Origin of the sequence: Neomesorhizobium albiziae (assembly GCF_900114255.1) — a bacterium.
In the GTDB taxonomy this organism is placed as follows: domain Bacteria; phylum Pseudomonadota; class Alphaproteobacteria; order Rhizobiales; family Rhizobiaceae; genus Neomesorhizobium; species Neomesorhizobium albiziae.
The window spans coordinates 38,470-61,428 of sequence record NZ_FOSL01000026.1; the positions used below are offsets into that span (position 1 = coordinate 38,470).

Sequence of the window (22,959 nt, forward strand, 5' to 3'; positions counted from 1 at the left end):
GCGAAGGCACGGCGATCTGCGAAGACACCGCTGTCCCAGCATCTACGATCGCGCGCTGTTGCTACTCCCGCCCCTGTCGAGGAAGGTCTTTGACACCTTCCATCTCTTCAGCAAGCGCAGACCGGTCCGGACGCGGCGAGGATCGAGTTCGGCTCGGGTCACGGCGTTTGCATGATTGAGATTCCTTCATTTGCTCTCCCCGTGCGTTTCTATCCGCAAACGTTCTTGTGTCCGAAGCCGGACAAGAATGTCGCAAGCCCGACCAAAAGGTGGCCAAGGCCGGGCCGCCGGTACCGGGCAAGTGGTGCAACGCCAACTGTGCGCTAATCGGCACGCAACTTGCTCCGATAATTTCGTCAGGGAGGACGTCAGCAGTGCTTCATGGAGCTCAGCAGTGATTGACCAATCTGCCAACCTTGACGCGAACAAGCCGCGGCGGTGCTTTGGACCAAGGACGACGTCGATATCCTGTGCTTGAGTTCGCGACCGATCTCATCCGCGCTTGCGCTCAGGTGGGCTGCATCGCGAAACAGAACTCTCAAGGCGCCTGAGCCGGGACGTACCACATGCTGGTAGTCGACTTTGTGACCAGCCGTGCGATCTCGCGCGTGAATGCCTGACGTTCAGGAGAAGCCAAAATGGCGACCAACCCGGTTCCAGATCACGTCCCGCCCGAAATGGTGAGGGACTTCAGCCTGTTCACGTCGCCTGGCATGCCACCGACGCCCAACGGGGATCCGCACGCAGCTGTCGCTTGCGTCCATGCCGGTCTGGCGATCTTTTATTCCCCCTACAACACGCGCGATGGCCTGGGTACCTGGGTCGTCACGCGCGCCAAAGACCAGCGCAGGGTCCTGCAGGACGCCGAAACGTTTTCCAGCCATCGCAGCATCTTCGCCTCCGCGCTCGGCGAAAACTGGCCGATGATCCCGCTGGAACTGGATCCACCGGCCCATGGCGTCTTTCGCTCACTACTCAATCCGCTGCTTTCGCCTAGGCGGGCGATGGCGCTGGAACCGACTGTCCGTAAGCGAGCGATCGCTCTGATCGACAGGATCGCCGCATCGGGCACAAGCTGCGACGTCATGAAGGATTTCGCCTTTCCTTTCACGGTCAACATCTTCCTTCGCTTTCTGGGGCTATCGGATGACCGACTCGATATATTTGTCGGCTGGGGGCACGATCTGCTTCACGGCGACGATGTCAAACGACCGGTGGTGGCCCGGACGGTTCTGGCGTTCATTGACGAACTTGCAGCCATGCGGCGCAAGGAACCGGTCGACGATTTCATGACGTTCATCGTGCAGGCAGAGGTCGAGGGCCGCCCGCTGACCGATGAGGAAGTCCGTGGCATCGGCGTGCTTTTGTTTGTCGCGGGACTCGACACGGTCGCAGCAGCGATAGGCTTTGACTTGGCCTATCTCGCGCGCAATCTCAAAGACCAGGAATTGCTGCGGAGCGAACCGAACCGGATCGTGATTGCAGCCGAAGAATTGCTGCGCGCCTATCCGACCGTGCAGATGATCCGTGTGGCAACGAAAGACATCGACTTCGAAGGCGCGCCTATCCGTAAGGGCGACTATGTTTCCTGCGCCACGATGATTGCCAATCGTGACCCCGCGGAATTCGAATGCCCCAATACGATCGATCTGGCGCGAGAGGACAACCGCCACGCCGCCTTTGGCTATGGTCCCCACCGTTGCCTTGGCTCACACCTTGCCCGGCGGGAGATTGTCATTGGCCTGGAGGAGTGGCTGGCTCGCATCCCGGCCTTCCGGATCAAGGAAGGTACGGCGCCCATCACCTATGGGGGCCATGTGTTCGGGATCGAAAATCTGATCCTGGACTGGTCCTGAAGTCGCCCGCGCGGAGGGCACCGACATGGAGGCAGCGCCATGCGCATCATCGTCCACAATGCCAAATGCCAGGGTCACGCGCGATGCTGGGCGCAAGCGCCGGACATCTTCAAGCTGGATGACGAGGGCTACATCTTGCCCGGTGACATTAAGGTTGCGGAGGGGGAGGAACTGCTTGCGACACGAGGTGCGCGATCCTGCCCCGAACGTGCGCTGGAAATCGATCGCACACCCGCTGAGCGGGTTGAATCGGTCGTTCTTCAATCGAGATTCTGGCGGGCTTAAATCGGGGTCGACGCGACGTAGCTGCACACTGGAAAGGGTGGCGCGCGGCAACTGTCCTGCCTCGGTCCTCGTGCAACTGCGCAAGGGGTCATCCTCTTCGGCATCGAACCGCTCCACATGATGCGCAGACGAAAGGCGAGGTTCACATACAGTCTGTCTCCGTCAATCGCCGAACAGTACGAAATCGCTGCTTTATAACTGAAGGCGCGAAAACGCCTCTTCCAATCTCAGAATTTGCGACAAATCGATGGGCCAGGCAAAAATTACCGAACTACTCGACCGTGAGGCGATCCGTGACTGCCTCTATCGGTACTGCCGCGGGATAGACCGCGCGGATGAGGCGGCGCTGCGCAGTTCGTACTGGCCCGATGCGTATGACAATCACGGGGCCTATTCCGGCTCGGCCGAGGGCTTCATCCAGTTTGCGCTCGGTGTCTTCAAGACCGGAGCGCGCAACATTCACCAGATCACGAACGTCCTGTTCGAATTCATCAGCCCGGCAGAGGCCGTGGTCGAGAGCTATTTCATCGCGCTGCAACGCGGACCGGACAACGCCGGGGAGGTACGCCAGGTGCTTCTATGCGGCCGTTACTGTGATCTGTTTCAGAAGAGGGAAGGGGAGTGGCGGATCGCCGAACGGACGGTGGTCTACGATTGGCTCGAGAATCAGACCCCGCCAGCGGCCTCCGAGGCAGAACGGTTCGGCTCCCGGCAGCCGATCGGAGCACCGCATCCGGACGACCCGGTCTACGCGCTCGGGAAGCGCCGCATTGCTTCGAGAATATGAAAGGTAATGCATATCGCCACAATGCCTTCAGACGTTCCAAACTGGAGAGCCGCATCGGCAGCGGAGAAGAAAGACCATGACAATTCTGCAACGCCTCGCCGCTGCTTCCTGCGAAGGCCTGCCCGGTGAGGATGCGGCCGAGAGGATTGCCTTTCCGACCCGGAACGGCATCACTGCGACAGCGGTCTGCTCCGTCACCACGAGCCCGCCGACGATGCTGGTGTGCATCAATTGTGGGGCCTCGGCAGGGTCGCTCACAGAGGCGAGCGGCGCCTTCGCCATCACTTTCCTGACAGGCAGTCTTCGACGTCCAAGCTCAGCCCGGAGGATCGGTTCGCAGGGGGAAGTGGCTCACCCTGGAAACCGAATCGCCCGACCTCGAAGGGTCGGTCGCCAGCTTCGACTGCCAAATCGAGAGTCGGACCGCTGCTGGAGCGCACCACGTCTATCTTGGACGGAAACTGGCCGTCACCAGGACGTGCTTGCTTACCGCGACGGGTCATTCCGCCGCCTCGCGTCGCTGGGCTGAGATCGCTGGTCCCGGAGAAGTTTTCATGAAGCAGGCAGGACGCATCGTCATCATTACAGGCGCGGCAGGCGGGATCGGTCGTGCGCTGGTCGATATTCTTGCCGCGGATGGAGACACTCTTGTTGCGGTGGACCTTCCGGGCCGCGGCGTGGTTGAACTGGCCCGTGGTCTCGGCTACCCGCATCTCGGCCTCGAATGCGATGTCTCGCGAGAGGAGGATATCCTCGCGCTTTATGGCCGGGTCGAAGCACAGTTCGCCCAGATCGGCATTCTCGTCAACAACGCGGCGTTGGGGCCAACCATAGCTGCGACTGTCGACACCGGTGTCGACGCCTTCCGACGCGGCCTGGAAGTAAACCTGATCGGGCCGTTCGTCATGGCCCGCGAAGCGGCGAGGCGCATGCGGCCGGGCGGTACCATCGTCAACGTCGCTTCGCTGGCGGGCGTGCTCGGCAATCCCAAGCGCAACGCCTACGCCGCCTCGAAAGCGGGCATGATCTCGTTGACGAAGTCGCTTGCATGCGAGTGGGCTTCGCGCGGCATCCGCGTGACGGCGGTAGCGCCGGGCTATGTGCACACGCCGATGGTCGCGGAACTGGAACGCGCGGGCAAGTTGGACCTCGCGGCGGTGCGCCGCCGCGTGCCGATGGGGCGCATGGCGCGCCCCGATGAGATCGCCAGGACCGTGCGTTTTCTGGCCAGCGCACAGGCGGGTTACATCACCGGATCGGTGCTGGCGGTCGACGGTGGCTGGATGTCGTTCAACCAGGCGGGCGACGCGCATCCGCCGGTGGATGGGACGCCCCGAGCCGAACTCTCCCGTCCTTGCACCGATGCGCGAATCGTGCTCGTCACGGGCGGCGCGAACGGCATAGGCGCGGCCGTCGTTCGCCGCTTTGGCGCGAACGGTGATACCGTCGTTATTGCTGATAAAGATGGCGCTGCAGCGGCAGAGCTCGCTGGATTGCTCGGCTGCAGGCACCTGGCGAAATCCGTGGACGTGGCCGTCGAGAGCGAGGTGGTGGCGCTGTTCGAGGAGCTGCGGGGGCGCTTCGGTCGCATCGACGTGCTCGTCAACGGTGCTGCTGTCGCCGACACTTTTGTGCCGGGCATCGAACAAATGCCGGCAGAGATCGAACACGTCCTGGATGTCAATCTCACCGGCGCCTTCACTTGCGCGCGCGAGGCAATCAAGGCGATGTGCCCCGGCGGCGTGATCCTCAATCTCGGATCGATCAACAGCTTTCTGCCCTTAGCGCCGCGCCATGCCTACGGCGCCTCGAAGGCGGGGATGGACATTCTGACCCGATGCATGGCGGCCGAACTCGGGCCGGTCGGCATTCGGACAGCCACCGTCGCTCCTGGCTACATCCGCACGCCTGGCGTTGCTCAGTTGGCGAAGGCCGGCCGCATCGACTCGACAGCGATCGGACGACGCATCCCCATGGGCAGGATGGGACGACCGGAAGACGTCGCCGACGCGGCGTTTTTCCTTGCTTCGGCTGACGCCTCATACATCAACGGCTCGATCCTCTACGTGGACGGCGGCTGGACCTCGTTCGGTGATGCGGGAAACGCCAGCGAACTCTATGACGAATGTTTTGCGGAGGCCGCGGGTTGATTATCGACTATTCGCCAGGCGACGGGCTGCGGCTCGTCGAATCCGAGGATTTCAAAGGCTTCAAGCTCCAGCTGCGTGACGCGCCCGAAGCGCGGTCCGCGATCGAGGATGTCGTCTTGGTCGATGACGGAAACATCCTCATCGCGGAAGCAGTTCCAAGCCTTCCGGGCGCGTATGCAACCGCCGAATGGCAAGCGGCTTACCGCGGGATGGTCGACAACGTCGCCGCCAAGGGCTGGATCGACACCGCGGCCAACGCAATCCACGCGCATGCCGAGCGCATCCCCTGATCGGCCAATCTCTCTGTAAACGAGGAAACACCATGGAGTTCGCGACATTCATTCTGGGCGCCCAGCGCGGCTATCATCAATCGTCCGACAGCGTCATTCGCAACTCCATCGAACAGGCCGTCGTTTCGGAGCAGGCTGGCTTCAACACCGCGTGGTTCGCCGAGCACCACTTCAACAATTACTGCCTGGTTCCGTCGCCCTTGATGATGGTGGCGCACTGCGCCGGCTTGACGAGCACCATTCGCCTCGGCACCGCCGTCTGCGTGCTGCCGCTCTATCAACCACAGCGGCTGCTCTCCGAGATCGGCTTCGCCGATGTCGTTGCGGACGGGCGTCTCGAGCTCGGCGTCGGCTCGGGATACCAGCAGTTCGAGTTCGAGCGCTTCGGCGTCAATGTCGATGAGGCGCCGGCCGTCTTCTCGGAATACCTGGATATCCTTCTCAAGGGCCTCAACCAAAAAATCTTCGAGCACAACGGCCAGTATAAGAAGATACCTCCGACGGCGATTTCGCTGCGCACCGTCCAAAAGCCAACCCCGCCGATCTGGATCGCCGCCGCGTCGTCGCGCAGCATGAGCCGGGCCTATCGTGAGGGACACAATCTCTTCGTCACGGCATTCCACAACGGCTTGGAGACTGTGAGCACGCTGCGCGAAACCATCGAGAAGGCGGCGGCTTCGGAGAGTAAGAATGTCACGGACGCCAAGATATCGCTGCTTCGCTGCTGCTATGCCAGCGACGACGAGGCGGAGATCAACAGCTATCTCGACAACGCCCGCTTCCAGCGCCGGCTGTCTGAAGCACTGCATCACCGCCGCCAGCAGAGCCACGACGGCTATCTGCTGGAGGAAACGCCGACGCGGCAGGATCTGTCGTTCGAGACTATGCGCGAGAACCTGCCGATCGGCAGCGTAAATCGCGTGATTGATCGCTTGCTGGAAGAGATGGATATCTTGAAACCGGACCAGATTGCAATTCAGACCCAATTGGGGGATTTCGACCAAAAGACGATGCTGCGCCAGATTGAGCTCTGGGGAGACAAGATCATCCCAGCGGTCAACAAGTCGCTCGGTCATGCGGGGGGTTGAAGTTCGCAACGGCTTGAACTCTCACCTCGCCTGCTTGATCGTTTCAAAAGGCATTAAGCGCGCGGTCAACAGTAGGGCACAGGGACGGAACCCACAGGTCGCTTTTGGCGGACGGTTGGGGTGCATATGCTCGAAAAATGCATTGGGAAAGAAGGATTGGAAGAATGCCTTGTCCATGGCTCCCATCGTTTTTCCTATGGTTTCCGGCCGGAACCCAGCATTCACCATGCTACTCGCACAGTGAGGATGCAGCTTCAGGATGGCGCTGGCACGAAGGGCGCTCAGCAGCTGCAGGAGAGCTCGCTGCCTTGGAGAATTCACGATGAGCGCTTTCGTCACCCGCGACGGCTCCAAATGGATGCCGCAATATCTGACCGCCATCGATGGCACGACCTGCATTGGCTGCGGCCGCTGCTTCAAGGTCTGCTCGCGCGAGGTCATGCACCTTTACGGCGTCGATGACGCGGGTGAAGTCCTCGGCGCCTGCGATGGCGAAGACGACGACTTCGATGGCGAGCTCAATCGCATGATCATGGTCGTCGACAATGCCGGCCGCTGCATTGGCTGCGCAGCCTGCGCCAGCGTCTGCCCGAAGCTTGATCGTTAAAGACAGAAGCGCCTTTCCCGGCGGCGTTGCACGGAGGAGGGGATGTTCATCGCCTCGCGATATTTTGTGACGGTGCGGCGCGCAATATCGATGCCGGCTTCCTTGAGGCGGACGACGATGTCATCGTCGGAAAGCACATCATCGGGCGATTCAACGGCGACCATCCGCTTGATCCGATGGAGCGAACGCTCGGCGCGTCAAGAATCCTTGCGTCGACGGGGCCGGTTGCGCGGCAGGCGGTGAATGGGAGGGCTATTTGCCGCAAGCGATGCGGCGATTATCCTCGTCTTTGCGGTGAATAACGGGTATAATCTCCGCAAGGAGTGCGGAGATTATACCCGTTATACATGAATTGCCAGAATGGCCGGCGTTTCGCTGGGACCACAAGGTTCTGGCGGAGCCACTTGCGGCCGTGCGGCACCGGCAGGGGCGGCTGATCGGACGAATGGAGGGGCTCGGCTTCGGGCTGCGTAATGAGGCCATGCTCCAGACCCTCACGGAGGATGTTCTCAAATCCAGCGAGATCGAGGGCGAAATTCTCGACCGCGATCAGGTTCGCTCCTCCATCGCGAGGCGGCTCGGCATGGATATCGGCGCTTTGACGCCGGCAGACCGCGACGTTGAGGGCGTCGTCGAGATGATGCTCGACGCAACCCAGAAGTACGATCAGGAGCTGTCCGACGAGCGGCTGTTCGGCTGGCATGCTGCACTGTTCCCGACGGGGCGTAGCGGGATGCACCGGATCAGGGTTGGTGCGTGGCGGGACGACAGCTCGGGGCCGATGCAGGTTATTTCGGGGCCGGTCGGGCGCGAACGTGTTCATTACGAAGCGCCGCAGGCACTGCGGGTCGGGGAGGAGATGAATGCGTTTATCGCCTGGTTCAACGGGCAGGACGGCAGCGATCCCGTCGTGAAGGCGGGCGTCGCGCATCTTTGGTTCGTCGCCGTTCACCCGTTCGAGGACGGCAATGGGCGCATCGCGCGCGCGATTGCGGACATGCAGCTTGCGCGCTCCGAGGAGAGTCCGCAGCGCTTTTACAGCATGTCGGCGCAGATACGGCAGGTGCGCAAAGCCTACTATGAGATTCTCGAAGCAACGCAGAAGGGCGATCTCGACATCACCGACTGGCTCCAGTGGTTTCTTGCGTGTCTGGGACGCGCGTTCGATGGCGCGGAGGGCATTCTTACGGGCGTGCTCACGAAGGCACGGTTCTGGGAGGAGCATGCGGCTGGCGCTATCAACGACCGCCAGCGCGACATGCTGAACCGTCTGCTCGACGGGTTCGAGGGAAAACTCACGTCCTCCAAATGGGCCATCATCGAGAAGTGCTCACCCGATACGGCACTACGCGACATCAGCGACCTGCTTGAACGCGGGATTCTGGTCAAGGACGAAGGAGGAGGCCGCAGCACCAGCTATTCCCTTGCCGCGATTGAATCAGGGCAGACAACGAGGGATTCCTGAAATGATGTTGTACAAGTACGTTCCTTTTGAACGCGGACGGCAAATCCTTGAGGGGAGCGCCGTCAGCTTTACGAGGCGTGAGTTTTTCAACGACCCTTTCGACTTTCCCGCGTATCCGCAGGAGCCGCAGGGCGATCCCGTTTCGGGCTTCTTCGCAAATGTGCGGGCATGGGCAAAGGCGCAGACCTGGGCCGAACATACGGGCATCCTGTCGCTGACGAGGACGGCCGCCAATCCTCTGATGTGGTCGCACTATGCCGACCAGCACAGAGGACTGGTGATCGGAATCGACGCGGTTGCGGCTGGGCTGACCGAGGAGTCGCGCAATCTGATCCCCGCGCAGTACGGCAGCGTAATCTACGTTTCGCGGCGCCTCGCTGCGCCTTTCATCACGCCGCCTGAAACCGGGATCGCCGTTGGCAGCACATACCATTTCCCACACGATCATTACGAGAAGCTCCAGCGCCTCTTCCTGCACAAGCCCCTTTGCTGGTCCTACGAGGAAGAGGTGCGCGTCGTGAAGTGTCTCAAAGGCGTTGAAGCCGAACCCAACGGCACCCCGAGCGGAAGCTTTGAGATCATCCGGCACGACGGGCGCGCGACGTGCTGTTACAGGGTTCCGCCGAGCGCGATCCAGGAACTTTACGTCGGCCTCCGCGCCGCGCCGGAGGCGGCGAACGTTCTTGTCGATGGCGCGAAGGCGCGTTTGCCGGGCCTGGCCGTGCATGACAGCTTTCTCGAAACCGGCAGTTTCTCGATCGGGTTCAAGCCTTACGGAACCGCAGAAGAGACAGCGGTCGCCCATGCGAACGAACACGCGTGAACGCCGTGCAGTACTCGTTCGATGAATTCTGGAGCCTTGTAAACGGCCTCTCATCGGACCAGCGGGCTTTGCCGTATGTCTGCGCGCTCGCTTCCGAGCTTGCTTATCACCATGTTCCGCAGTTCGAGATCGACGCCCCCAAACGGGCAAAGCTCGTCGTTCCCTGCGCCGCGTACCGCGCTATCGCCGCCGCAGGTACGGCGACGAACGTTTTCACCGTGCTGCGCGAGCGCGATCTTGCGCGGGCCTTTGTTGCAGTCGACCGGTTCGTCATCGCCGCAGGCTTTGCCGTCGGTGACAAGCTCTTCGTCGGCTTTCGCGGCACCGCCTTTCTTTTTGACTGGCGCATCAATCTGAGCGCTCCGCTTGTGCCCGTCGCGGGCGTGTTCCCCACGACTCTCGGCGCGCTGCTCTGGCCGGGCGCAGGTCGGCTTCATCGCGGATTTGCCGAGGAGGCAGTGCGGATCGCGATCAAGATCCGGGAGGAGGCGGAAAAGATCGGCGGACCGTTCAGCAAGGTCTATCTCTGCGGCCACTCGCTCGGCGGCGCGGTTGCCGCCATCGCCGAAGGGCTTCTCTATCCGCTCGGCGATATTGAGCCGACGCATATTTTCGGTGCGCCGCGTTACGCAGACGTGTCGCACTACTATTCGAGGCGCACGGCGCCGCCGCTTCAGTTCAAACGGGCGGGCGACATCGTCCCCGCTGTTCCATCCCGGCGCATGGGTTATGCCGACCACCCGCGCGAATTCGATACGCAAGGCCGAGAGGATCCGACGCTCCGCGACCGGACCGGCGCGTATTTCCTGTGGCGTACTTCGTTGTTTGCGGCGAGGAGTTTCGAGCCCCACAGCATGGAAGGCTATCGGAAGGAGCTTGGAATCGCTTGCGGCGCAAAACTTGCGGCCCAGGAGCTGACCGATCGCGGCAAGCTCACAACAGAGCACGTTTTCTAATTCCCAGCGGCGCGTCCGGCTACGCCGGATTGGGCGCTACGCGCTGCGCTTCCCAAGCCCCGCAGGGTCTTGGCCATCCGGTAACGATCCCTCGCGCGAATTGTTCGGCCAGCCTTCGGGCTACGGTGGACGAGTCGGCTGAAATTCTTTCGTCGCCCGCTTCGCTGCCGGATGCGCGGGCTTTGACTTAGGGCTCCGCCCTCAGCGCGCTTCGAGGCGCGGTCCGCCCAGCTTCCTCCGCCTTTGGCTCCGTGCAGCCGGTTCCCCGCGACCGGCCCCTCCGCTTGCACACCCGCTGCTCGCCGCGAGGCAAGGGTTGCAGCAACAGCGCTGCGCACCCGCAGCCAAAGAGGAGGAAAGAGCAATGAAAGCGGGTGTTTATGAACGTATTACCAGCCGGGTTGTGGCTGAACTGGAGCAGCGTGTCAGGTCTTGGCTCAAGCCGTGGAATGCCGAGCATGCCGCAGGGCGCATTACCCGGCCCCTGTGCTCTAACGGGGTGCCCTATCAGGGAATCAACGTCGAGGCGACCGGCGAAGAGGCCGAACGCGAGATTCCGTTCTTGAAGGGCTACACGGTTTTTAACGTGGAGCAGGTCGAGGGATTGCCCGCGCACTTCTATGCCGTAGCCGAACCGCGCCTTGACCCCGTGCAGCGTATCGACCGCGCGGAATTGTTCTTTGCCGCAACCGGCGTAGCCATCAGGCATGGCGGCAGCATGACCTATTACAGCGCCGCGGATGACCCATCGCCCTGTCCCGTTGCCGCGCGGATCACGTCGGCGAAAGCCGTTTTCGTGCGGTGCTGCCAGCCGTCGGCGACAGAGACGAGTTCGTAGGGGCGGCCACGCAGTTCCTCGCGGATATCGTCGAGGATCATGTCGAGGTTGCATTCGCTGCCAACGACCCGGTGCGAGGACACTCGGTGTCACTGGCTCGGACGAGGCAAAGATCAAGGGGCGCGCAACTGCGGATTGAAAGGGGCGCGCAACTGCGGATTGAAAGGGGCAAAAAGGCAAAGTTACTAATCTGGACTTGTCTTCCAGCCCGGAAGACTCGTCTGCCAGCCAACTGACAACCCGAGTCGTTAGGGATCATTTGCCTCCATTGCATGATGTCCTAAATTGGACTATATCCAAATCAGGACATCTGAAGGTAGTTATGGCCCGAGCCCTTCCAAAGCAGTCGGCACCCGCCGAGCCAGGACTGCTGCGTCTTGATGCTTCGCGTTTCGCGCCAGCGAACAGGAAACGACTGAGCGCGCCCGGTTTCCGCACTTTTCTTGGGATTGCCGATCTTTGGAGCCTCAGTGAGGAAGATCGGCGCTTGGCTCTCGGCTATCCTTCCCGTTCGACCTATCACAACTGGGCGAGGCTGGCACGGGAGCATCGGGATTTCACATTGGACGTCGACACGCTCACACGCATTTCAGCCGTGTTTGGTATCCACCAAGCCTTGGGAATTCTCTATGCGACCGAACAAGAGGGCGTTGCCTGGCTGCGCAGCCCAAACTCAGGCGCGGTCTTTGGCGGAAATCCGCCTCTGGCCCTGCTAACCAGCGGCTCCTTGGATGCTTTGCTGACCGTGCGCCGTTTTCTCGACGCCGCACGTGGCGGGCTCTACATGGCGCCGAATGCGGTGGATGAAGCTTTCGCGCCGTACGAAGAGGCGGATGTGGTATTTCGGTGACGGAGACTTTCGCGCCGGCGCCGCAGCCAACCTACCGCCTAATTCCGTCTCGATTTCCCCCGATTGGGCTGTTCGATAGCGTCGCGACGGCTGCGGATCTGGCGGCTGTCATGGACCTCGTCGGCTGGACGAATGATCGATTGGTAGCTGGGCGAATTGATCGCCTCCCGCGCCATGAATGGGTCTACGGCCGGCCCAACGCAAGCGTCGTCATGGCAGCATTTCTTCACGTCGCTCTGACCGGCATGCGCTTCAATTCTGCCGACTTGGGCGCATGGTATGCAGCAGCTGATCTGAAAACGGCGGCGGCCGACGTTGGGCATCACTTGCGACGTGAAGCTGTGACGCGAAGCCTGCCTCAAATCAAGCGAACATACCGGGCCTACACGGCGCGGCTTGATGGCGAGTATGCTGACATTCGTGGCCTACAGACAAGCAGACCGGAGCTTTATTCCTCAACGAACTATACCGCGTCCCAGCGGTTTGGGGAAAAGATCCGCGCGTCCGGCAGCGGTGGAATTCTTTACAATAGTGTGAGAATGCGCGGGGGCATCAATGTCGTCGCATACCGGCCCACGAAGGTCGAGAGTGTCGTTCAGACAGACCATTTTGAGATCTCGATTTATGCCGACCTGCATACGATCGAGGTAAAAAGACTCAAGTCCCAGAGTTGAGAGTGCCGGCTGAGCGTCGTCCAGGTGGCCGGGCAGCCCTGCAAACGACCGGCTAGAACGTCGGCTTCAGGGCGGACTTGGATGTGTAGAAACTTCTTGCGTAGCCCGGTGACGCGCCGACGATTTGAGGGTTCAGAGGCCCTCATTGCCTTCATCAACATCCGCGCTCCAGGGATCGCTACCTCCCGTTTGAGGTTGTAGGCGAGGACGTGGTTCCGACGTTGGGTAGGTGGGGTGAGGAAGTGACATCGTCCTATCCAGTCCTGGATGGTCCCGAAGGCATGCTCGACCGTTTGTCGCCGCACCCGCATGGCATCGGGCATGCGGTCGGACATCGCAAAGTTAACTGAGGGCTGACGGATTTGTGCGATGAGGCGTGCATATCCGCGATTGCCCCTGATCCGCTCTATCGCCGTTACCGCTTCCACGCCGAGATCATCGCTCATGCGGTGTGGCTGTATTTCCGCTTTCCGCTCAGTCTGCGCATTGTCGAGGACATGCTGGCAGCCCGCGGCGCCATCGGCACGCATCAGCGCCTGGGGAGCGCAGTTCGGCTGGCATTTTGCCAACCAGATCCGACGCCGCTCGGTGGTCTACTGAGGCGACAAATGGCATCTCGATGAATTTGTCGTCACCGTTGCCGGGAAGAAGCAGTGGCTGTGGCGGCCGTCGATCAGGACGGCTTCGTGCTCGATGTTCTGGGGCAGAGTCGGCGGAATGCCAAGGCCGCAAAACGTCTGATGAAAAAGCTCCTGAAGAAGCAGGGCCATGCACCACGGGTGATGGTTACCGACAAGCTCGGCTCCTATGCCGTTGCCGGACAGGGGCTCATGCCCCACGTCGAGCATCGCCGGCACAAGGGGTTAAACTACCCGGCCGAAAACTCGCACCAGCTGATCCGACGACGGCCGGAGATCATGAAGCGCGTCAAGTCGCCAGGCCAGCTGCAGCGTTTCGCCTCCATCCACTCCCCCCTCGCCAACTGTTCCCGTCCCCGCCAGGCCCTTTCATCCGCCGACCAGCGCGACCTGCGCAATATCGCCCTGGCCAAATGGCGTCAGATCGCTCACGTCGCGGCTACTGCCGGAATTCGCGACCCCATTGGCCATCAACATGCCCGACGCGATGACTTTACGATAGTCGTCTCCTTTAACGCCATCCGGGACGCCTCCTGTCGGGTCCGCGACACAGGCTTGTTAGCCAATCTCTTGTTGAGCTCAGGCTAAATAGCTGAAAAGTAAACACAAAATTTCATCTTCGGTTCGATCAGCCAAATTGGCACGAGTTTTGAAACCCTTCGTAGCGAGGCGGCAGGAGCTGCCGACCAATATTCATGTCGTGTGTGATATCGCGATCAATGGAACGAAGGGAGGAAAGCAGAATGTCAGGTCTGCGTCGGACCCGCGTACTATCGGAAAAGGGGCATCCCCCGTGGAGTCCGGGCGGCAATGCAAGCGAAGGTGTAACTACCCTTCGTGACCTCATTCGCATCCATGACAGCCCGTCATTCCTCATGGAGGCCCATGATGCGCTGTCCGCAGTGATTGCCGAAAGGGCCGGTTTCAAGGGGCTTTGGGCCTCAGGCCTGTCGATCTCGTCGAGCCTCGGCTATCGCGATGCCAACGAGGCATCCTGGAGCGAAGTGGCCGATGTGGTGGAACGCATGGCTTACGCCGCCAGGATTCCCATTCTCGTCGACGGCGACAGCGGCTTTGGCAATTTCAACAACGCTCGCCTTGTCGCCGGCCGCCTGCGCAAGCGTGGTGCAAGCGGCATCTGTATCGAGGACAAGGCCTTTCCGAAAATGAATTCCTTCATCAGCGATCGTCATCCGCTCGCCGACATCGAAGAGTTCTGCGGCCGCTTAAGGGCCGTTAAGGACACCGTCCTCGACCCCGACTTCGTGTTGGTGGCGCGGATCGAAGCCCTCATTGCCGGCCACGGTCAGGACGAGGCACTTGACCGCGCGCATGCCTATGCCGAAGCTGGCGCTGACGCGATTCTCATCCACTCGCGCAAATCCGATCCGACCGAGATCCTGGCATTTGCCGGATCCTGGCAGAACCGCCTTCCCGTCGTGATCGTGCCAACGAAATACTTCAGCACGCCGGTCGCCGAATATCGCGCTGCAGGCATTTCGACCGTGATTTGGGCAAACCACAATATGCGCGCTGCGATCGCCGCGATGCGCAATATTTGCAACCGCATCATTCACGAGGGAGGCATAGCCGGCATCGAGCCCGATATCGCCCCGCTGGAGGAGCTCTTCGAATTAATGGCTTATGACGAGCTCGCTGCCGCCGAAACACGTTATCTGTGGCCGAAGGCCGGAAACGGTGCCGATAGCTGACCGGAAACGGTCGGCCGTTTTGAAAGTGCAATTTGCAAACGCAGGAAGCGCCAATGCTGGCCCAACGGACAAGCTTGTTCAAATCCTCGGGAACCGCGGCCGCGCGCACCGCCGCCAGCGAAATCGTCGATCTGACGGCTTGGGAAATCTGGCGCGATCTGGCCGCGACGATCCGGGACGGGGCGATCGACGCCATTCGAAAGGGCGTTAATCGCTATACCGACCCGGTCGGGCTGCATCAGCCCACGAGGCGCGCAGCTCTTAGAGTCTGTTTTGAAAATCAGGGATGGGCATTTCGTCGGATGAGGTTTCCACCCATGACGACGAGGATCATGGCGTGAGAGACGTCGATGCGCTGCTCATAATCGCGCACGAGGCGTCGCCAGCGCGTCATCCAGCCGAAGGTGCGCTCGACGACTCAGCGGCGGGGCAGGACCTGGAACCCTTTCTAGTCGTCGGATCGACGGATGATCTCGACCACGAAGACGAGATAGGCGGCTTTGTCTATAAGCTTCAGCCGGTCATAGGCGCTGTCGGCGAACAGATGTTTCACCCAGGGCCAGCGCTTGCGGATGCCGTCCAGGATCGCTTGCGCCCCGGCACTGTCGGAGATGTCGGCGGTGGTGAGGTTGACCATCAAGAGCCGCTCATCCGTATCGACGGCAATGTGTCGCTTGCGGCCGACAATCTTCTTGCCGGCGTCGTAGCCCCTTGTTTCAGCTTGCGGAGCCTTGACCGACTGACTGTCGATCACGCCAGCCGTGGGACTGGCCTCGCGCCCGGACCGCTCGCGATCCAGCATCAGCGCCACGTCGTGGATGGTTTGGAACAGAAAGCGCCGCGCCAACTCGCGGAACCAGCCGTAGGCCGTTTGCCACGGCCCGAAATGGATCGGCAGCATTCGCCAACCGCAACCGGCGCGGACCAGGTAGCGCACGGCGTTGATCACCTCCCGGAAATCAACCTCGCGCGGACGGCCGCGACGCCCAGGCCTGGGCATCAGCGGGGCGATCTGCTCCAATTCCTCGTCCGTCAAATCGGACGGGTAGCGCTTGGTTTTCTTGGCGATCTGGGCCATTCGCCCGCGGCTCTGCTTGCTCCAAATCCAGAGCTTGAATCACAAATCGCCTCACCGCAAAACCCACTCCCTCGATTTTCCAAACGGACTCTAAGCCATTCCGCCGAAAATCCCGACCCGGCCCGCGCTGGCTCGCTGATGGCTACAGCGCCTGGGAACCACGAATATTCCGCAAAGCATCGCACTTAGGGGATAACCAAATGACCGATAATCTTCCGAGGCAAGCCGTTATTCTCGCTGCTGGCTTCGGCTCGCGTCTGCGACCGCTGACCGACCTGCGGCCCAAGCCCCTCGTTGAAGTCAATGGCACCCCGATCCTCCATAACGCGCTGCGAAACCTCGAGGCGGTTGGGGTAGAAAAGGTCACTATCGTCGTCGGCTATCGCAAGGACGCAATCGAACATTCCTGCGGCGACCGCTTCGGAAGTCTCGAAATCAGTTATGTCCAATCGGATGTTTTCGACAGAACCGGTAGCGCCTATTCGCTCTGGCTGGCGCGTCACGCGCTTTTGTTAGGCGATACTTACCTTCTCGAAGGCGATGTCTTTTTCGAGCCGGACGCACTTCGCTACCTCGCAATGGCAAAAAATGCCGCAGCCGTCGCCCCGTTCGGCGCATCGATGGAAGGTTCCGCCGTGGTCCTGACGGATCACGGTTATATCGCCGAAGTGCGAATGGGACAGACTGCTGCAAACCTGATGGACGGTTCACCGCGGCTGTTCAAGACCATGAATCTCATCCGCTTTTCCGGCGAGGACCTGCGCACAACGATCATCCCGCACCTCGACGATCTCATCGGCGCCGGCGCCGTCAAATCCTACACCGAGGAGCTGCTGTCTCAGCTGGTTCAGCAGAAGGGACTGCAGATAGCGGCGGCCCGGTGCGACGATCTCAAATGGTACGAGATCGACAGCGAAGAGGATCTTCTGATCGCCGAAAGGATCTTCGCGCCAGAGGGCCTGACGGCAGCCCAGCCCCTGCGGGCTGAGCCCTAGCAGAGGCGGGCAACAGACAGGAGACAGACATGTTGGCGCATCGAATTTCTCTCCTTTCCGGATCAGGGACCGCGGCAGCTCGGGAAGCCGCAAAGGCAGCGGCAGTCCAAGGTCGCGAGATTGTGGACCTTGCCGCCGGCGAGGTGATCACCGAGCCACCGGACTCGGTTCGCGAAGGCGCGATCGCCGCCATAAATGCCGGTGCAAACCGTTATACTGAATCCATTGGCCTGACGTCCCTCCGCAGAGCCGTTGCCGAGAAGCTGTCGACTGAAACCGGGCTTGCGTGGGATACCGACAACATCGTCATCACTGCAGGTGCGAAACAGGGCCTGCTCGACGCCACCTTGGCGCTCCTCGATCCAGGTGACGAAGTCATCATTGTTCGTCCCTGCTGGCCGACATTCGCATCGCAGATTCTTCTGGCGGGCGCAAAGCCTGTTTTCGTGGACGCCAGACCGCCTTCCTATGTTCCCGAAATCCGCGCCATCTGTGGCGCCGTAACGCCAAAGACCGTGGCGATTATCATCAACTCGCCGAATAATCCGACGGGAGCGGTGTACGACCGGCCGACCCTCCAGGCCATCGGTGATCTCGCAATAAAGTATGATCTTTGGATCCTTTCCGACGAATGCTACTCCAATTTTGTTTTCACCGGTGATCGTCATCAGTCGATCACGATGGCTCATCCGGGCATTCGTTCACGAGCCATACTGGTCAATGCCTTTTCCAAAGAGTTGGCCATTACTGGTTGGCGCCTCGGCTATTTCGCGGCACCACCGGAAATCGTCGCTGCGGCCAAGAAGCTTCAGAGCCTTACGACGTCGAATGCGAATGTGATTGCTCAACACGCCATACTGCATCACCTCGAAGTCGGCGAAGGCAGCTACGAGCGGGAGATGCATCAGCGCCTCGCCGCTGCGCGGAAGGCGGGGCTAAGAATCCTTTCTAAGCTGGAGGACGTCGCGCCACCGCGTGCCGATGGCTCGTTCTTCTTCTATCTCGATCTCACGCCGCTTCTCGCCGGGCTGCCGAGGACGAGCTCAATCCGGACGGTGGATGATATCGCCCGCATCCTTCTTGAGGAAGCAGGTGTCGCTTCGGTCCCCGGAACCACCTTCGGCGACGAGACAGGACTGCGGCTTTCATTCGGAGCGCCACCGGAAAAAATCGAACCGGCCCTGGAGAAAGTCGTCGCTGCACTCAATGGCCTGAAAAGCCGTTAGGCGGCAGCGTGATTGAAGGCAATTGGAGCCGACTTGGCAAAGGCACGTAATGGATGGCGTTCACTATGGAATGACGTGCCGTGATCGCACGCCCATCCTTTTTCCAATTGCGGGCCGGCGGCGGCCGTCACCAAGAGCTTTGTCGAGGGAGTACCCGATGCTGATCTACCTTCGAGACTACGCCAACGCCATTACGGCAACGGGGTATGTATTCGCGATCCTCGGACTCTTCCTGGCCCTGAACGGCCAAATCGAACTCGGTACCGCATCGATGCTCTGGATGTGGCTCCTGGACCACTGGGACGGTCATGTCGCCCGCAAGACAAAGAACAGTCGGCGGCCGGGCATGGCGGATTTTGGGAAGAGCTTTGACGGGTTCGGCGATTTCATTCATGGCGTTCTATTTCCGTCCGTCGTTGTCATACTTGTTGGCGTAGGGAGCGTTCTGTCGTTCGTAGCCGTTCTCACCCTCATCATGGCTGGCGCCATCCGCCTCAGCTATTTCGAGAATTTCGGGCTCACGTTGGATGCCAAGTTCACGGGCATTCCGGTCTCCTATGACACTCCATTGGTCGCGATCTTGCTGATGGCACGGCCAGTCTTGCCGATTGTGGCGTTTCCGACAGTCTTCGCCATCGCCTTCATCGCCCTCGCCGTGCTGCACGTGACTAGCGCGGTTAAGGTACCTGCGATACGGGGCCGGGCAATTCCGATCGCAACAGTCCTAGCGATCGCGATTTCTGCTGTTTTGGCAGGAGGGAGCCTCACCTGGTGCGGCGAATGATGAAAGCCGGTGAGCAAAGACAACGGGAGGTCTAGGAAATGAATAGGATAGACGTCCAATCTGGATCGTTGGTCGACAGGTGCGTCGACGAGAATGGATTGATCCGACTTAATCTCAACCATCCACCTCCTGTTCCCCAGACTTTCGACCAAATTTTTGAGGATGTGCTTGAAGAATTGTTTCTGACAATGTCGCCTTCCAGCCTCGTAAAAACACATCGTTGGACAGGCACCGACGAGGATCGGTCGAGAGGAGCGGAATTCACGGGCCGCCGACTAGGAACACAACCGGATGCGCGCCGGGTAGTTTTGACCCATAGTACGCAAGCGGCCATTCATATGATCCTCCCCGGGATTATCCCTAAGGGTCGAGCGCTTGTCGTAGAACAAATGACATATCCGCCGGTACGAACGTTTGCCGAGCGCTACGGAATTCCGGTGATTGACGTGCCCATCGATGCCGACGGTGTTGAGCCAAATGCATTCGAGGAAATTTGCAAAGAAACAAACCCCGCCGCTATATATCTTTTGACGACCTATCAGAACCCCACAACCGTTACGATGTCGTTGAGGCGCCGCGCGCATATCGCGGAGATCGCCAGGCGCTATGGCGTCAAAATCATTGAGGATGATGTCTATAGCCTTCTAAGCCCGTCGCCCTTGACGCCGATCTCGGCAATGGTGCCGGAAATATCCTGGTATCTCTTGGGGACAGCGAAAAGTTTCGCAGCCGGGCTGAAATTGGCATATCTCGTTGCCCCGACGCCGGATGAGGCTGCCACCGTGTTCTGGCCGGGCGTTCGTGCGACCTATTGGATGGCGACGCCGATGAGCGCAGCGTTGATGTCCGGTTTCATTCGCCGAGGCGACGATCAGGCGATCTTGTCGGCGGTAAAGAACGAGCTACGCACCCGACACCAACTTCTCGACCAGATCCTTTGTAATTGCCGTTATGTCGCGGATCCTGGCTGTCTGCATGTGTGGTTGCCGCTACCCGAAGGCATATCCAGTCGAGAATTGGCGGACGCCATCAAGAGCGATGGCGTGCAGGTTGCCGCCAGTAACTCATATGCATCTGAAACCTTTGAGCCTCCTGAGGCGATACGAGTTGGTATCGGCAACCCGGAGACAGTGGACTTGCTGGAGTACTCGCTGACAATTGTTTCGCAATACATTCCTTCTTAACAAATAAATTTGGAGCCGAAGAGAAAAGAAGATTGTGGAGCAGAACCGTGCCTTGCGAAAACGTCGCAACACCGCACACTCCGAGCGCGAAATTCGACTTACGGCTCATCCCTCTGGAAGAAGGAGCAGACCTTAGAAGGAGAGTGCTGCGTCCCGGTATCCCTGGCTGGGAATTCCCGTTCCATCCGACGTCCGACTTTTTTCACATGGGGGCGTTTCGGTGCGGCCGGCTTGTGTCGGTGGTTTCGTTTTTGACCGAACCAATGAAGGACGACAGCAAAGACGAGGGTCGTACTTGGCGGTTGCGCGGCATGGCGACCGAACTGAAACAACAAAGGCGCGGTATTGGTGGGCAACTTCTGGAAGGCGGTCTGGCGGAAGTGATAGCGAGGAACGGCACAAGGGTTTGGTGCTATGGGCGCACGTCGGTTGAAGCGTTTTACCTCGGATATGGGTTTCGCGCCTTGGGCAACGCTTTTGACATCACCGGCGTCGGCTTACATGCGTTATATGTCAGAGATCTCACGCGCCGTCTTTGAATCAGAGCGGAAATCAGCGCATCTCAAACCAATCCTAGCACTTCCCACCAAACAATGGCGTAGAAGGAGTTCAAGACATGGGACAAAGTTCGAGCAGGCCCCACGAGGCATCCGCCAATTGGGCTATCTATACAGGTGCTGCCGCCTACTACCAATCGACGCGGCCGGGCTATCCGGACGGGGTGGTCCAAACCATCGTCGATGCTCTGCCCGACATTTGCACACCCATAATCGCCGTCGACGTCGGATGCGGCACAGGAATATTCACTCGCCATATCGCGGATGCACTCAAGACAACCGACAAGGTCATAGGTATAGAACCCAATGACGATATGCGGCGAGAGGCGTTTGAAGCGTCAAAGGCCTACCGGAACATAGAATTGCTGTCTGGCTCTTCCGATCATATCCCCATCGATGATGAGAAAGCAGCGCTGGTCACTGCTGCCTCCGCCGCCCACTGGTTCAATTTGGAAAAATACTACGAGGAGGCAGCCAGAGCTCTCAGACTCAAGGGTGTTATTGCTATCGTTCAGAACAAACTGCGCTGGTGGGACAGCGAATTTCTTGCACAATATGAGGCCTTCCACGAGCGATTTTTGCTGGGTTACAGAAGGGGCACCTTTCCCAACCAATTCGGCGGGTTTTCGGAAGAAACCTTCTGGGAAGACTTGGCGAGACATCCCGATTTCAGCAACGTCCGTAGATCTTCTTGGAAATGGACACGAACTCTCGTCCCGGACGAATTCGAGACCTTGAGTCTGTCCACAAGCCACACGAGGCGAGCATTGGCGGAGAACGACGCGGCTGCTGTGATGGCAGAACTGCGCCGCATCCTTGAGGCGAGCGCCGATGCCGAGGGTAAACTGATCGTTCCCTACGTGACGGAGGTCACGATAGCAGAACGGAACGCAGTTCCGAGCCGAATATGATTATGCAAGTCCGCAGTTCCCTTCAGGCACGCGGACGCCCCGCGATGCCAACGAGGCCTCCTGGAGCGAAGTGGCCGATATGGTGGAACGTATGGCTCGTGCTGCCAGCATTCCCATTCTCGTCGACGGCGACAGCGGCTTCGGCAATTTCAACAACGCTCGGCTTGTCGCCGGCCACCTGCACAAACGCGGTGCGAGCGGCATATGCATCGAGGACAAGGCCTTCCCGAAGATGAATTCGTTCATTGGCGATCGCCACCCGCTCGCCGACATCGAGGAGTTGTGCGGCCGATTGAAGGCTGTGAAAGACGCCGTCCCTGACCCCGGCTTCGTGCTGGTGGCGCGGATAGAGGCCCTCATTGCCGGCCACGGCCAGGATGAGGCGCTTGCCCGCGCGCATGCCTATGCCGAGGCCGATGCCGACGCGATCCTCATCCATTCGCGCAAATCCGATCCGACGGAGATCCTGGCATTTGCCCGATCATGGCAGAACCGCCTTCCTGTCGTGATCGTACCGACGAAATACTTCAGCACGCCGGTCGCCGAATATCGCGCTGCATGTATTTCGACGGTGATCTGGGCAAACCACAGTATGTGCGCTGCGATCGCTGCCATGCGCGACATCTGCAAGCACCGGCAGCACCGTGTTCTCGTCGCGCAGCCAGATGGCGGTCGGCAGGCCGGGACCGGCAAGTGTTTGGTTGACGAGGCCGATGGTCGGATGAAGCAGCGCCTCCGAGGCGATCGCCATGGCTGTGAGGGTCGCCATATAGGGCAGGAAATGGATGGCGCGGTAGAAGGCGCGGAAAGACTTGCCGCCTTCGATCAAAAGCGCGATCGCAAGGCCGAGGACGATCGTACCGGGCACGACGATCGCGACGTAGACGATCGTGTTGACCAGCGAGGCGCGGAAGCCCTCGTCGGAGAAGACCTCCTCGAAATTTTCAAGGCCGACGAAGGAGAGCGAGCTCGTCCCGAACTGCCAGTCGGTAAGCGCGATGGCAAAGACGGCGAAGAGCGGCAGAAAGAAAAGACCAATGAGCAGAACGAGCGCCGGGCCGGCGAGCGACCAAGCGGCGAGCGTCTCGGTTATCCGATGACGGCGCAGCGCCTTTTGGGAAGCGCGGCGAGCAACTGAGAAAGTGCCCGGTTGGCTTGCGGAAGAAGAGGCGATGCTCATTGCGACCGCTCCTTCATCCGCAGCA

Annotated in this window: 23 protein-coding genes and 6 pseudogenes; 25 read left to right on the forward strand and 4 right to left on the reverse strand. The window is 60.1% G+C overall.

The features are described from left to right. Positions 1-638: 638 nt before the first annotated feature. The 8 genes and pseudogenes from F3H98_RS25965 (at position 639) to F3H98_RS25995 (ending at position 6,456) form a co-directional block, all read left to right on the forward strand. Complete coding sequence (locus tag F3H98_RS25965) at positions 639-1,856, forward strand: cytochrome P450 (protein ID WP_149763230.1); 1,218 nt, start codon at positions 639-641, stop codon at positions 1,854-1,856. Positions 1,857-1,895: 39 nt separating this feature from the next. Next, entirely contained in the window at positions 1,896-2,141 is a 246-nt protein-coding gene (locus tag F3H98_RS25970) for a ferredoxin (protein WP_149763231.1), read from the forward strand. A 93-nt stretch (positions 2,142-2,234) separates the two neighbouring features. After that, positions 2,235-2,339: pseudogene (locus F3H98_RS31925) on the forward strand (IS6 family transposase); the annotation flags it as partial. A gap of 49 nt (positions 2,340-2,388) precedes the next feature. After that, the gene (locus tag F3H98_RS25975; protein WP_149763232.1) at positions 2,389-2,928 is read left to right on the forward strand and encodes a nuclear transport factor 2 family protein; all 540 of its coding nucleotides are present in this window, start codon (positions 2,389-2,391) and stop codon (positions 2,926-2,928) included. A 76-nt stretch (positions 2,929-3,004) separates the two neighbouring features. Further along, entirely contained in the window at positions 3,005-3,457 is a 453-nt protein-coding gene (locus F3H98_RS32605; protein WP_149763233.1) for a flavin reductase, read from the forward strand. A gap of 25 nt (positions 3,458-3,482) precedes the next feature. Next, positions 3,483-5,078, forward strand: coding sequence for an SDR family oxidoreductase (locus F3H98_RS25985; RefSeq protein WP_149763234.1), 1,596 nt, complete (start codon positions 3,483-3,485; stop codon positions 5,076-5,078). Beyond that, positions 5,075-5,368 carry a hypothetical protein gene (locus F3H98_RS25990; RefSeq protein WP_149763235.1) on the forward strand — a complete coding sequence of 98 codons (294 nt, stop codon included), beginning with the start codon at positions 5,075-5,077 and terminating at the stop codon, positions 5,366-5,368. The genes F3H98_RS25985 and F3H98_RS25990 overlap by 4 nt, the downstream gene beginning before the upstream one ends. Before the next feature lie 32 nt (positions 5,369-5,400). After that, positions 5,401-6,456 (forward strand): LLM class flavin-dependent oxidoreductase, encoded by a 1,056-nt coding sequence (locus F3H98_RS25995; RefSeq protein ID WP_149763256.1) that lies wholly within the window; start codon positions 5,401-5,403, stop codon positions 6,454-6,456. 21 nt (positions 6,457-6,477) lie between these two features. Here F3H98_RS25995 and F3H98_RS31585 read toward each other — a convergent pair whose 3' ends face one another. Continuing rightward, a complete protein-coding gene (locus tag F3H98_RS31585) occupies positions 6,478-6,633 on the reverse strand; it encodes a hypothetical protein (protein ID WP_210249710.1) in 156 nt (51 codons plus the stop codon). A gap of 145 nt (positions 6,634-6,778) precedes the next feature. Here F3H98_RS31585 and fdxB point away from each other — a divergent pair, with 145 nt between their 5' ends. Next, positions 6,779-7,063: a ferredoxin III, nif-specific gene (fdxB, locus tag F3H98_RS26000; protein WP_149763236.1), complete on the forward strand. Its 285-nt coding sequence runs from the start codon at positions 6,779-6,781 to the stop codon at positions 7,061-7,063. Here fdxB and F3H98_RS26005 read toward each other — a convergent pair. After that, positions 7,060-7,257: pseudogene (locus F3H98_RS26005) on the reverse strand (RNA polymerase factor sigma-54); the annotation flags it as partial. The gene fdxB and the pseudogene F3H98_RS26005 sit on opposite strands and share 4 nt — an antisense overlap. A 140-nt stretch (positions 7,258-7,397) precedes the next feature. Here F3H98_RS26005 and F3H98_RS26010 point away from each other — a divergent pair. From F3H98_RS26010 to F3H98_RS26025, 4 genes are all read left to right on the forward strand, one after another. Next, positions 7,398-8,528 carry a Fic family protein gene (locus F3H98_RS26010; RefSeq protein WP_149763237.1) on the forward strand — a complete coding sequence of 377 codons (1,131 nt, stop codon included), beginning with the start codon at positions 7,398-7,400 and terminating at the stop codon, positions 8,526-8,528. Next, on the forward strand, positions 8,488-9,351 hold the full coding sequence (locus tag F3H98_RS26015; RefSeq protein WP_149763238.1) for a DUF2971 domain-containing protein: 864 nt from the start codon (positions 8,488-8,490) through the stop codon (positions 9,349-9,351). The genes F3H98_RS26010 and F3H98_RS26015 overlap by 41 nt, the downstream gene beginning before the upstream one ends. Next, entirely contained in the window at positions 9,348-10,307 is a 960-nt protein-coding gene (locus F3H98_RS26020) for a lipase family protein (protein ID WP_149763239.1), read from the forward strand. Before F3H98_RS26015 ends, F3H98_RS26020 begins: the two co-directional genes overlap by 4 nt. A gap of 364 nt (positions 10,308-10,671) precedes the next feature. Then, a complete protein-coding gene (locus F3H98_RS26025) occupies positions 10,672-11,145 on the forward strand; it encodes an ArdC-like ssDNA-binding domain-containing protein (RefSeq protein WP_149763240.1) in 474 nt (157 codons plus the stop codon). On the opposite strand, the pseudogene F3H98_RS31930 reads toward F3H98_RS26025, so the two are convergent. Next, positions 11,055-11,262 (reverse strand): annotated as a pseudogene (locus F3H98_RS31930) (SMC-Scp complex subunit ScpB); the annotation flags it as partial. The gene F3H98_RS26025 and the pseudogene F3H98_RS31930 sit on opposite strands and share 91 nt — an antisense overlap. Before the next feature lie 205 nt (positions 11,263-11,467). Between F3H98_RS31930 and F3H98_RS26035 the strand changes: the two are divergent. The 5 genes and pseudogenes from F3H98_RS26035 (at position 11,468) to F3H98_RS32610 (ending at position 15,360) form a co-directional block, all read left to right on the forward strand. Further along, the gene (locus tag F3H98_RS26035; RefSeq protein ID WP_149763241.1) at positions 11,468-11,995 is read left to right on the forward strand and encodes an antitoxin Xre/MbcA/ParS toxin-binding domain-containing protein; all 528 of its coding nucleotides are present in this window, start codon (positions 11,468-11,470) and stop codon (positions 11,993-11,995) included. Continuing rightward, positions 11,992-12,669 carry an RES family NAD+ phosphorylase gene (locus F3H98_RS26040; RefSeq protein ID WP_149763242.1) on the forward strand — a complete coding sequence of 226 codons (678 nt, stop codon included), beginning with the start codon at positions 11,992-11,994 and terminating at the stop codon, positions 12,667-12,669. Before F3H98_RS26035 ends, F3H98_RS26040 begins: the two co-directional genes overlap by 4 nt. Before the next feature lie 380 nt (positions 12,670-13,049). After that, positions 13,050-13,736, forward strand: a pseudogene (locus F3H98_RS26045) (IS6 family transposase); the annotation flags it as partial. Between the two features lie 416 nt (positions 13,737-14,152). After that, entirely contained in the window at positions 14,153-15,019 is an 867-nt protein-coding gene (gene aepX / locus F3H98_RS26050) for a phosphoenolpyruvate mutase (protein ID WP_280178026.1), read from the forward strand. A 53-nt stretch (positions 15,020-15,072) separates the two neighbouring features. After that, positions 15,073-15,360, forward strand: coding sequence for a hypothetical protein (locus F3H98_RS32610; RefSeq protein WP_425294873.1), 288 nt, complete (start codon positions 15,073-15,075; stop codon positions 15,358-15,360). Here the strand turns inward: F3H98_RS32610 and F3H98_RS26060 are convergent. Next, positions 15,300-16,097, reverse strand: a pseudogene (locus tag F3H98_RS26060) (IS5 family transposase). The gene F3H98_RS32610 and the pseudogene F3H98_RS26060 overlap by 61 nt on opposite strands. A 200-nt stretch (positions 16,098-16,297) precedes the next feature. On the opposite strand from F3H98_RS26060, the gene F3H98_RS26065 reads away from it, so the two are divergent. The 7 genes and pseudogenes from F3H98_RS26065 to F3H98_RS31935 form a co-directional block, all read left to right on the forward strand. After that, positions 16,298-17,092 carry a phosphocholine cytidylyltransferase family protein gene (locus tag F3H98_RS26065; RefSeq protein ID WP_149763244.1) on the forward strand — a complete coding sequence of 265 codons (795 nt, stop codon included), beginning with the start codon at positions 16,298-16,300 and terminating at the stop codon, positions 17,090-17,092. A 29-nt stretch (positions 17,093-17,121) separates the two neighbouring features. Continuing rightward, positions 17,122-18,318: a pyridoxal phosphate-dependent aminotransferase gene (locus F3H98_RS26070; protein WP_149763245.1), complete on the forward strand. Its 1,197-nt coding sequence runs from the start codon at positions 17,122-17,124 to the stop codon at positions 18,316-18,318. A 157-nt stretch (positions 18,319-18,475) separates the two neighbouring features. After that, on the forward strand, positions 18,476-19,102 hold the full coding sequence (locus F3H98_RS26075; protein ID WP_149763246.1) for a CDP-alcohol phosphatidyltransferase family protein: 627 nt from the start codon (positions 18,476-18,478) through the stop codon (positions 19,100-19,102). A gap of 38 nt (positions 19,103-19,140) precedes the next feature. Further along, positions 19,141-20,286, forward strand: coding sequence for an aminotransferase-like domain-containing protein (locus tag F3H98_RS26080; RefSeq protein WP_149763247.1), 1,146 nt, complete (start codon positions 19,141-19,143; stop codon positions 20,284-20,286). Positions 20,287-20,549: 263 nt separating this feature from the next. Next, a complete protein-coding gene (locus F3H98_RS26085; RefSeq protein ID WP_342211637.1) occupies positions 20,550-20,825 on the forward strand; it encodes a GNAT family N-acetyltransferase in 276 nt (91 codons plus the stop codon). 77 nt (positions 20,826-20,902) lie between these two features. Next, positions 20,903-21,754 carry a class I SAM-dependent methyltransferase gene (locus tag F3H98_RS26090; protein ID WP_149763249.1) on the forward strand — a complete coding sequence of 284 codons (852 nt, stop codon included), beginning with the start codon at positions 20,903-20,905 and terminating at the stop codon, positions 21,752-21,754. A 40-nt stretch (positions 21,755-21,794) separates the two neighbouring features. Beyond that, positions 21,795-22,382: pseudogene (locus tag F3H98_RS31935) on the forward strand (isocitrate lyase/phosphoenolpyruvate mutase family protein); the annotation flags it as partial. Positions 22,383-22,959 lie beyond the last annotated feature (577 nt).

Coding starts and splice junctions, on each gene's coding strand:
- F3H98_RS25965 (WP_149763230.1), top strand. CDS start 639: ATGGCGACCAACCCGGTTCCAGATCACGTCCCGCCCGAAATGGTGAGG.
- F3H98_RS25970 (WP_149763231.1), top strand. CDS start 1,896: ATGCGCATCATCGTCCACAATGCCAAATGCCAGGGTCACGCGCGATGC.
- F3H98_RS25975 (WP_149763232.1), top strand. CDS start 2,389: ATGGGCCAGGCAAAAATTACCGAACTACTCGACCGTGAGGCGATCCGT.
- F3H98_RS32605 (WP_149763233.1), top strand. CDS start 3,005: ATGACAATTCTGCAACGCCTCGCCGCTGCTTCCTGCGAAGGCCTGCCC.
- F3H98_RS25985 (WP_149763234.1), top strand. CDS start 3,483: ATGAAGCAGGCAGGACGCATCGTCATCATTACAGGCGCGGCAGGCGGG.
- F3H98_RS25995 (WP_149763256.1), top strand. CDS start 5,401: ATGGAGTTCGCGACATTCATTCTGGGCGCCCAGCGCGGCTATCATCAA.
- F3H98_RS31585 (WP_210249710.1), bottom strand. CDS start 6,633: ATGGACAAGGCATTCTTCCAATCCTTCTTTCCCAATGCATTTTTCGAG.
- fdxB (WP_149763236.1), top strand. CDS start 6,779: ATGAGCGCTTTCGTCACCCGCGACGGCTCCAAATGGATGCCGCAATAT.
- F3H98_RS26025 (WP_149763240.1), top strand. CDS start 10,672: ATGAAAGCGGGTGTTTATGAACGTATTACCAGCCGGGTTGTGGCTGAA.
- F3H98_RS26035 (WP_149763241.1), top strand. CDS start 11,468: ATGGCCCGAGCCCTTCCAAAGCAGTCGGCACCCGCCGAGCCAGGACTG.
- F3H98_RS32610 (WP_425294873.1), top strand. CDS start 15,073: ATGCTGGCCCAACGGACAAGCTTGTTCAAATCCTCGGGAACCGCGGCC.
- F3H98_RS26065 (WP_149763244.1), top strand. CDS start 16,298: ATGACCGATAATCTTCCGAGGCAAGCCGTTATTCTCGCTGCTGGCTTC.
- F3H98_RS26070 (WP_149763245.1), top strand. CDS start 17,122: ATGTTGGCGCATCGAATTTCTCTCCTTTCCGGATCAGGGACCGCGGCA.
- F3H98_RS26075 (WP_149763246.1), top strand. CDS start 18,476: ATGCTGATCTACCTTCGAGACTACGCCAACGCCATTACGGCAACGGGG.
- F3H98_RS26080 (WP_149763247.1), top strand. CDS start 19,141: ATGAATAGGATAGACGTCCAATCTGGATCGTTGGTCGACAGGTGCGTC.
- F3H98_RS26085 (WP_342211637.1), top strand. CDS start 20,550: ATGAAGGACGACAGCAAAGACGAGGGTCGTACTTGGCGGTTGCGCGGC.
- F3H98_RS26090 (WP_149763249.1), top strand. CDS start 20,903: ATGGGACAAAGTTCGAGCAGGCCCCACGAGGCATCCGCCAATTGGGCT.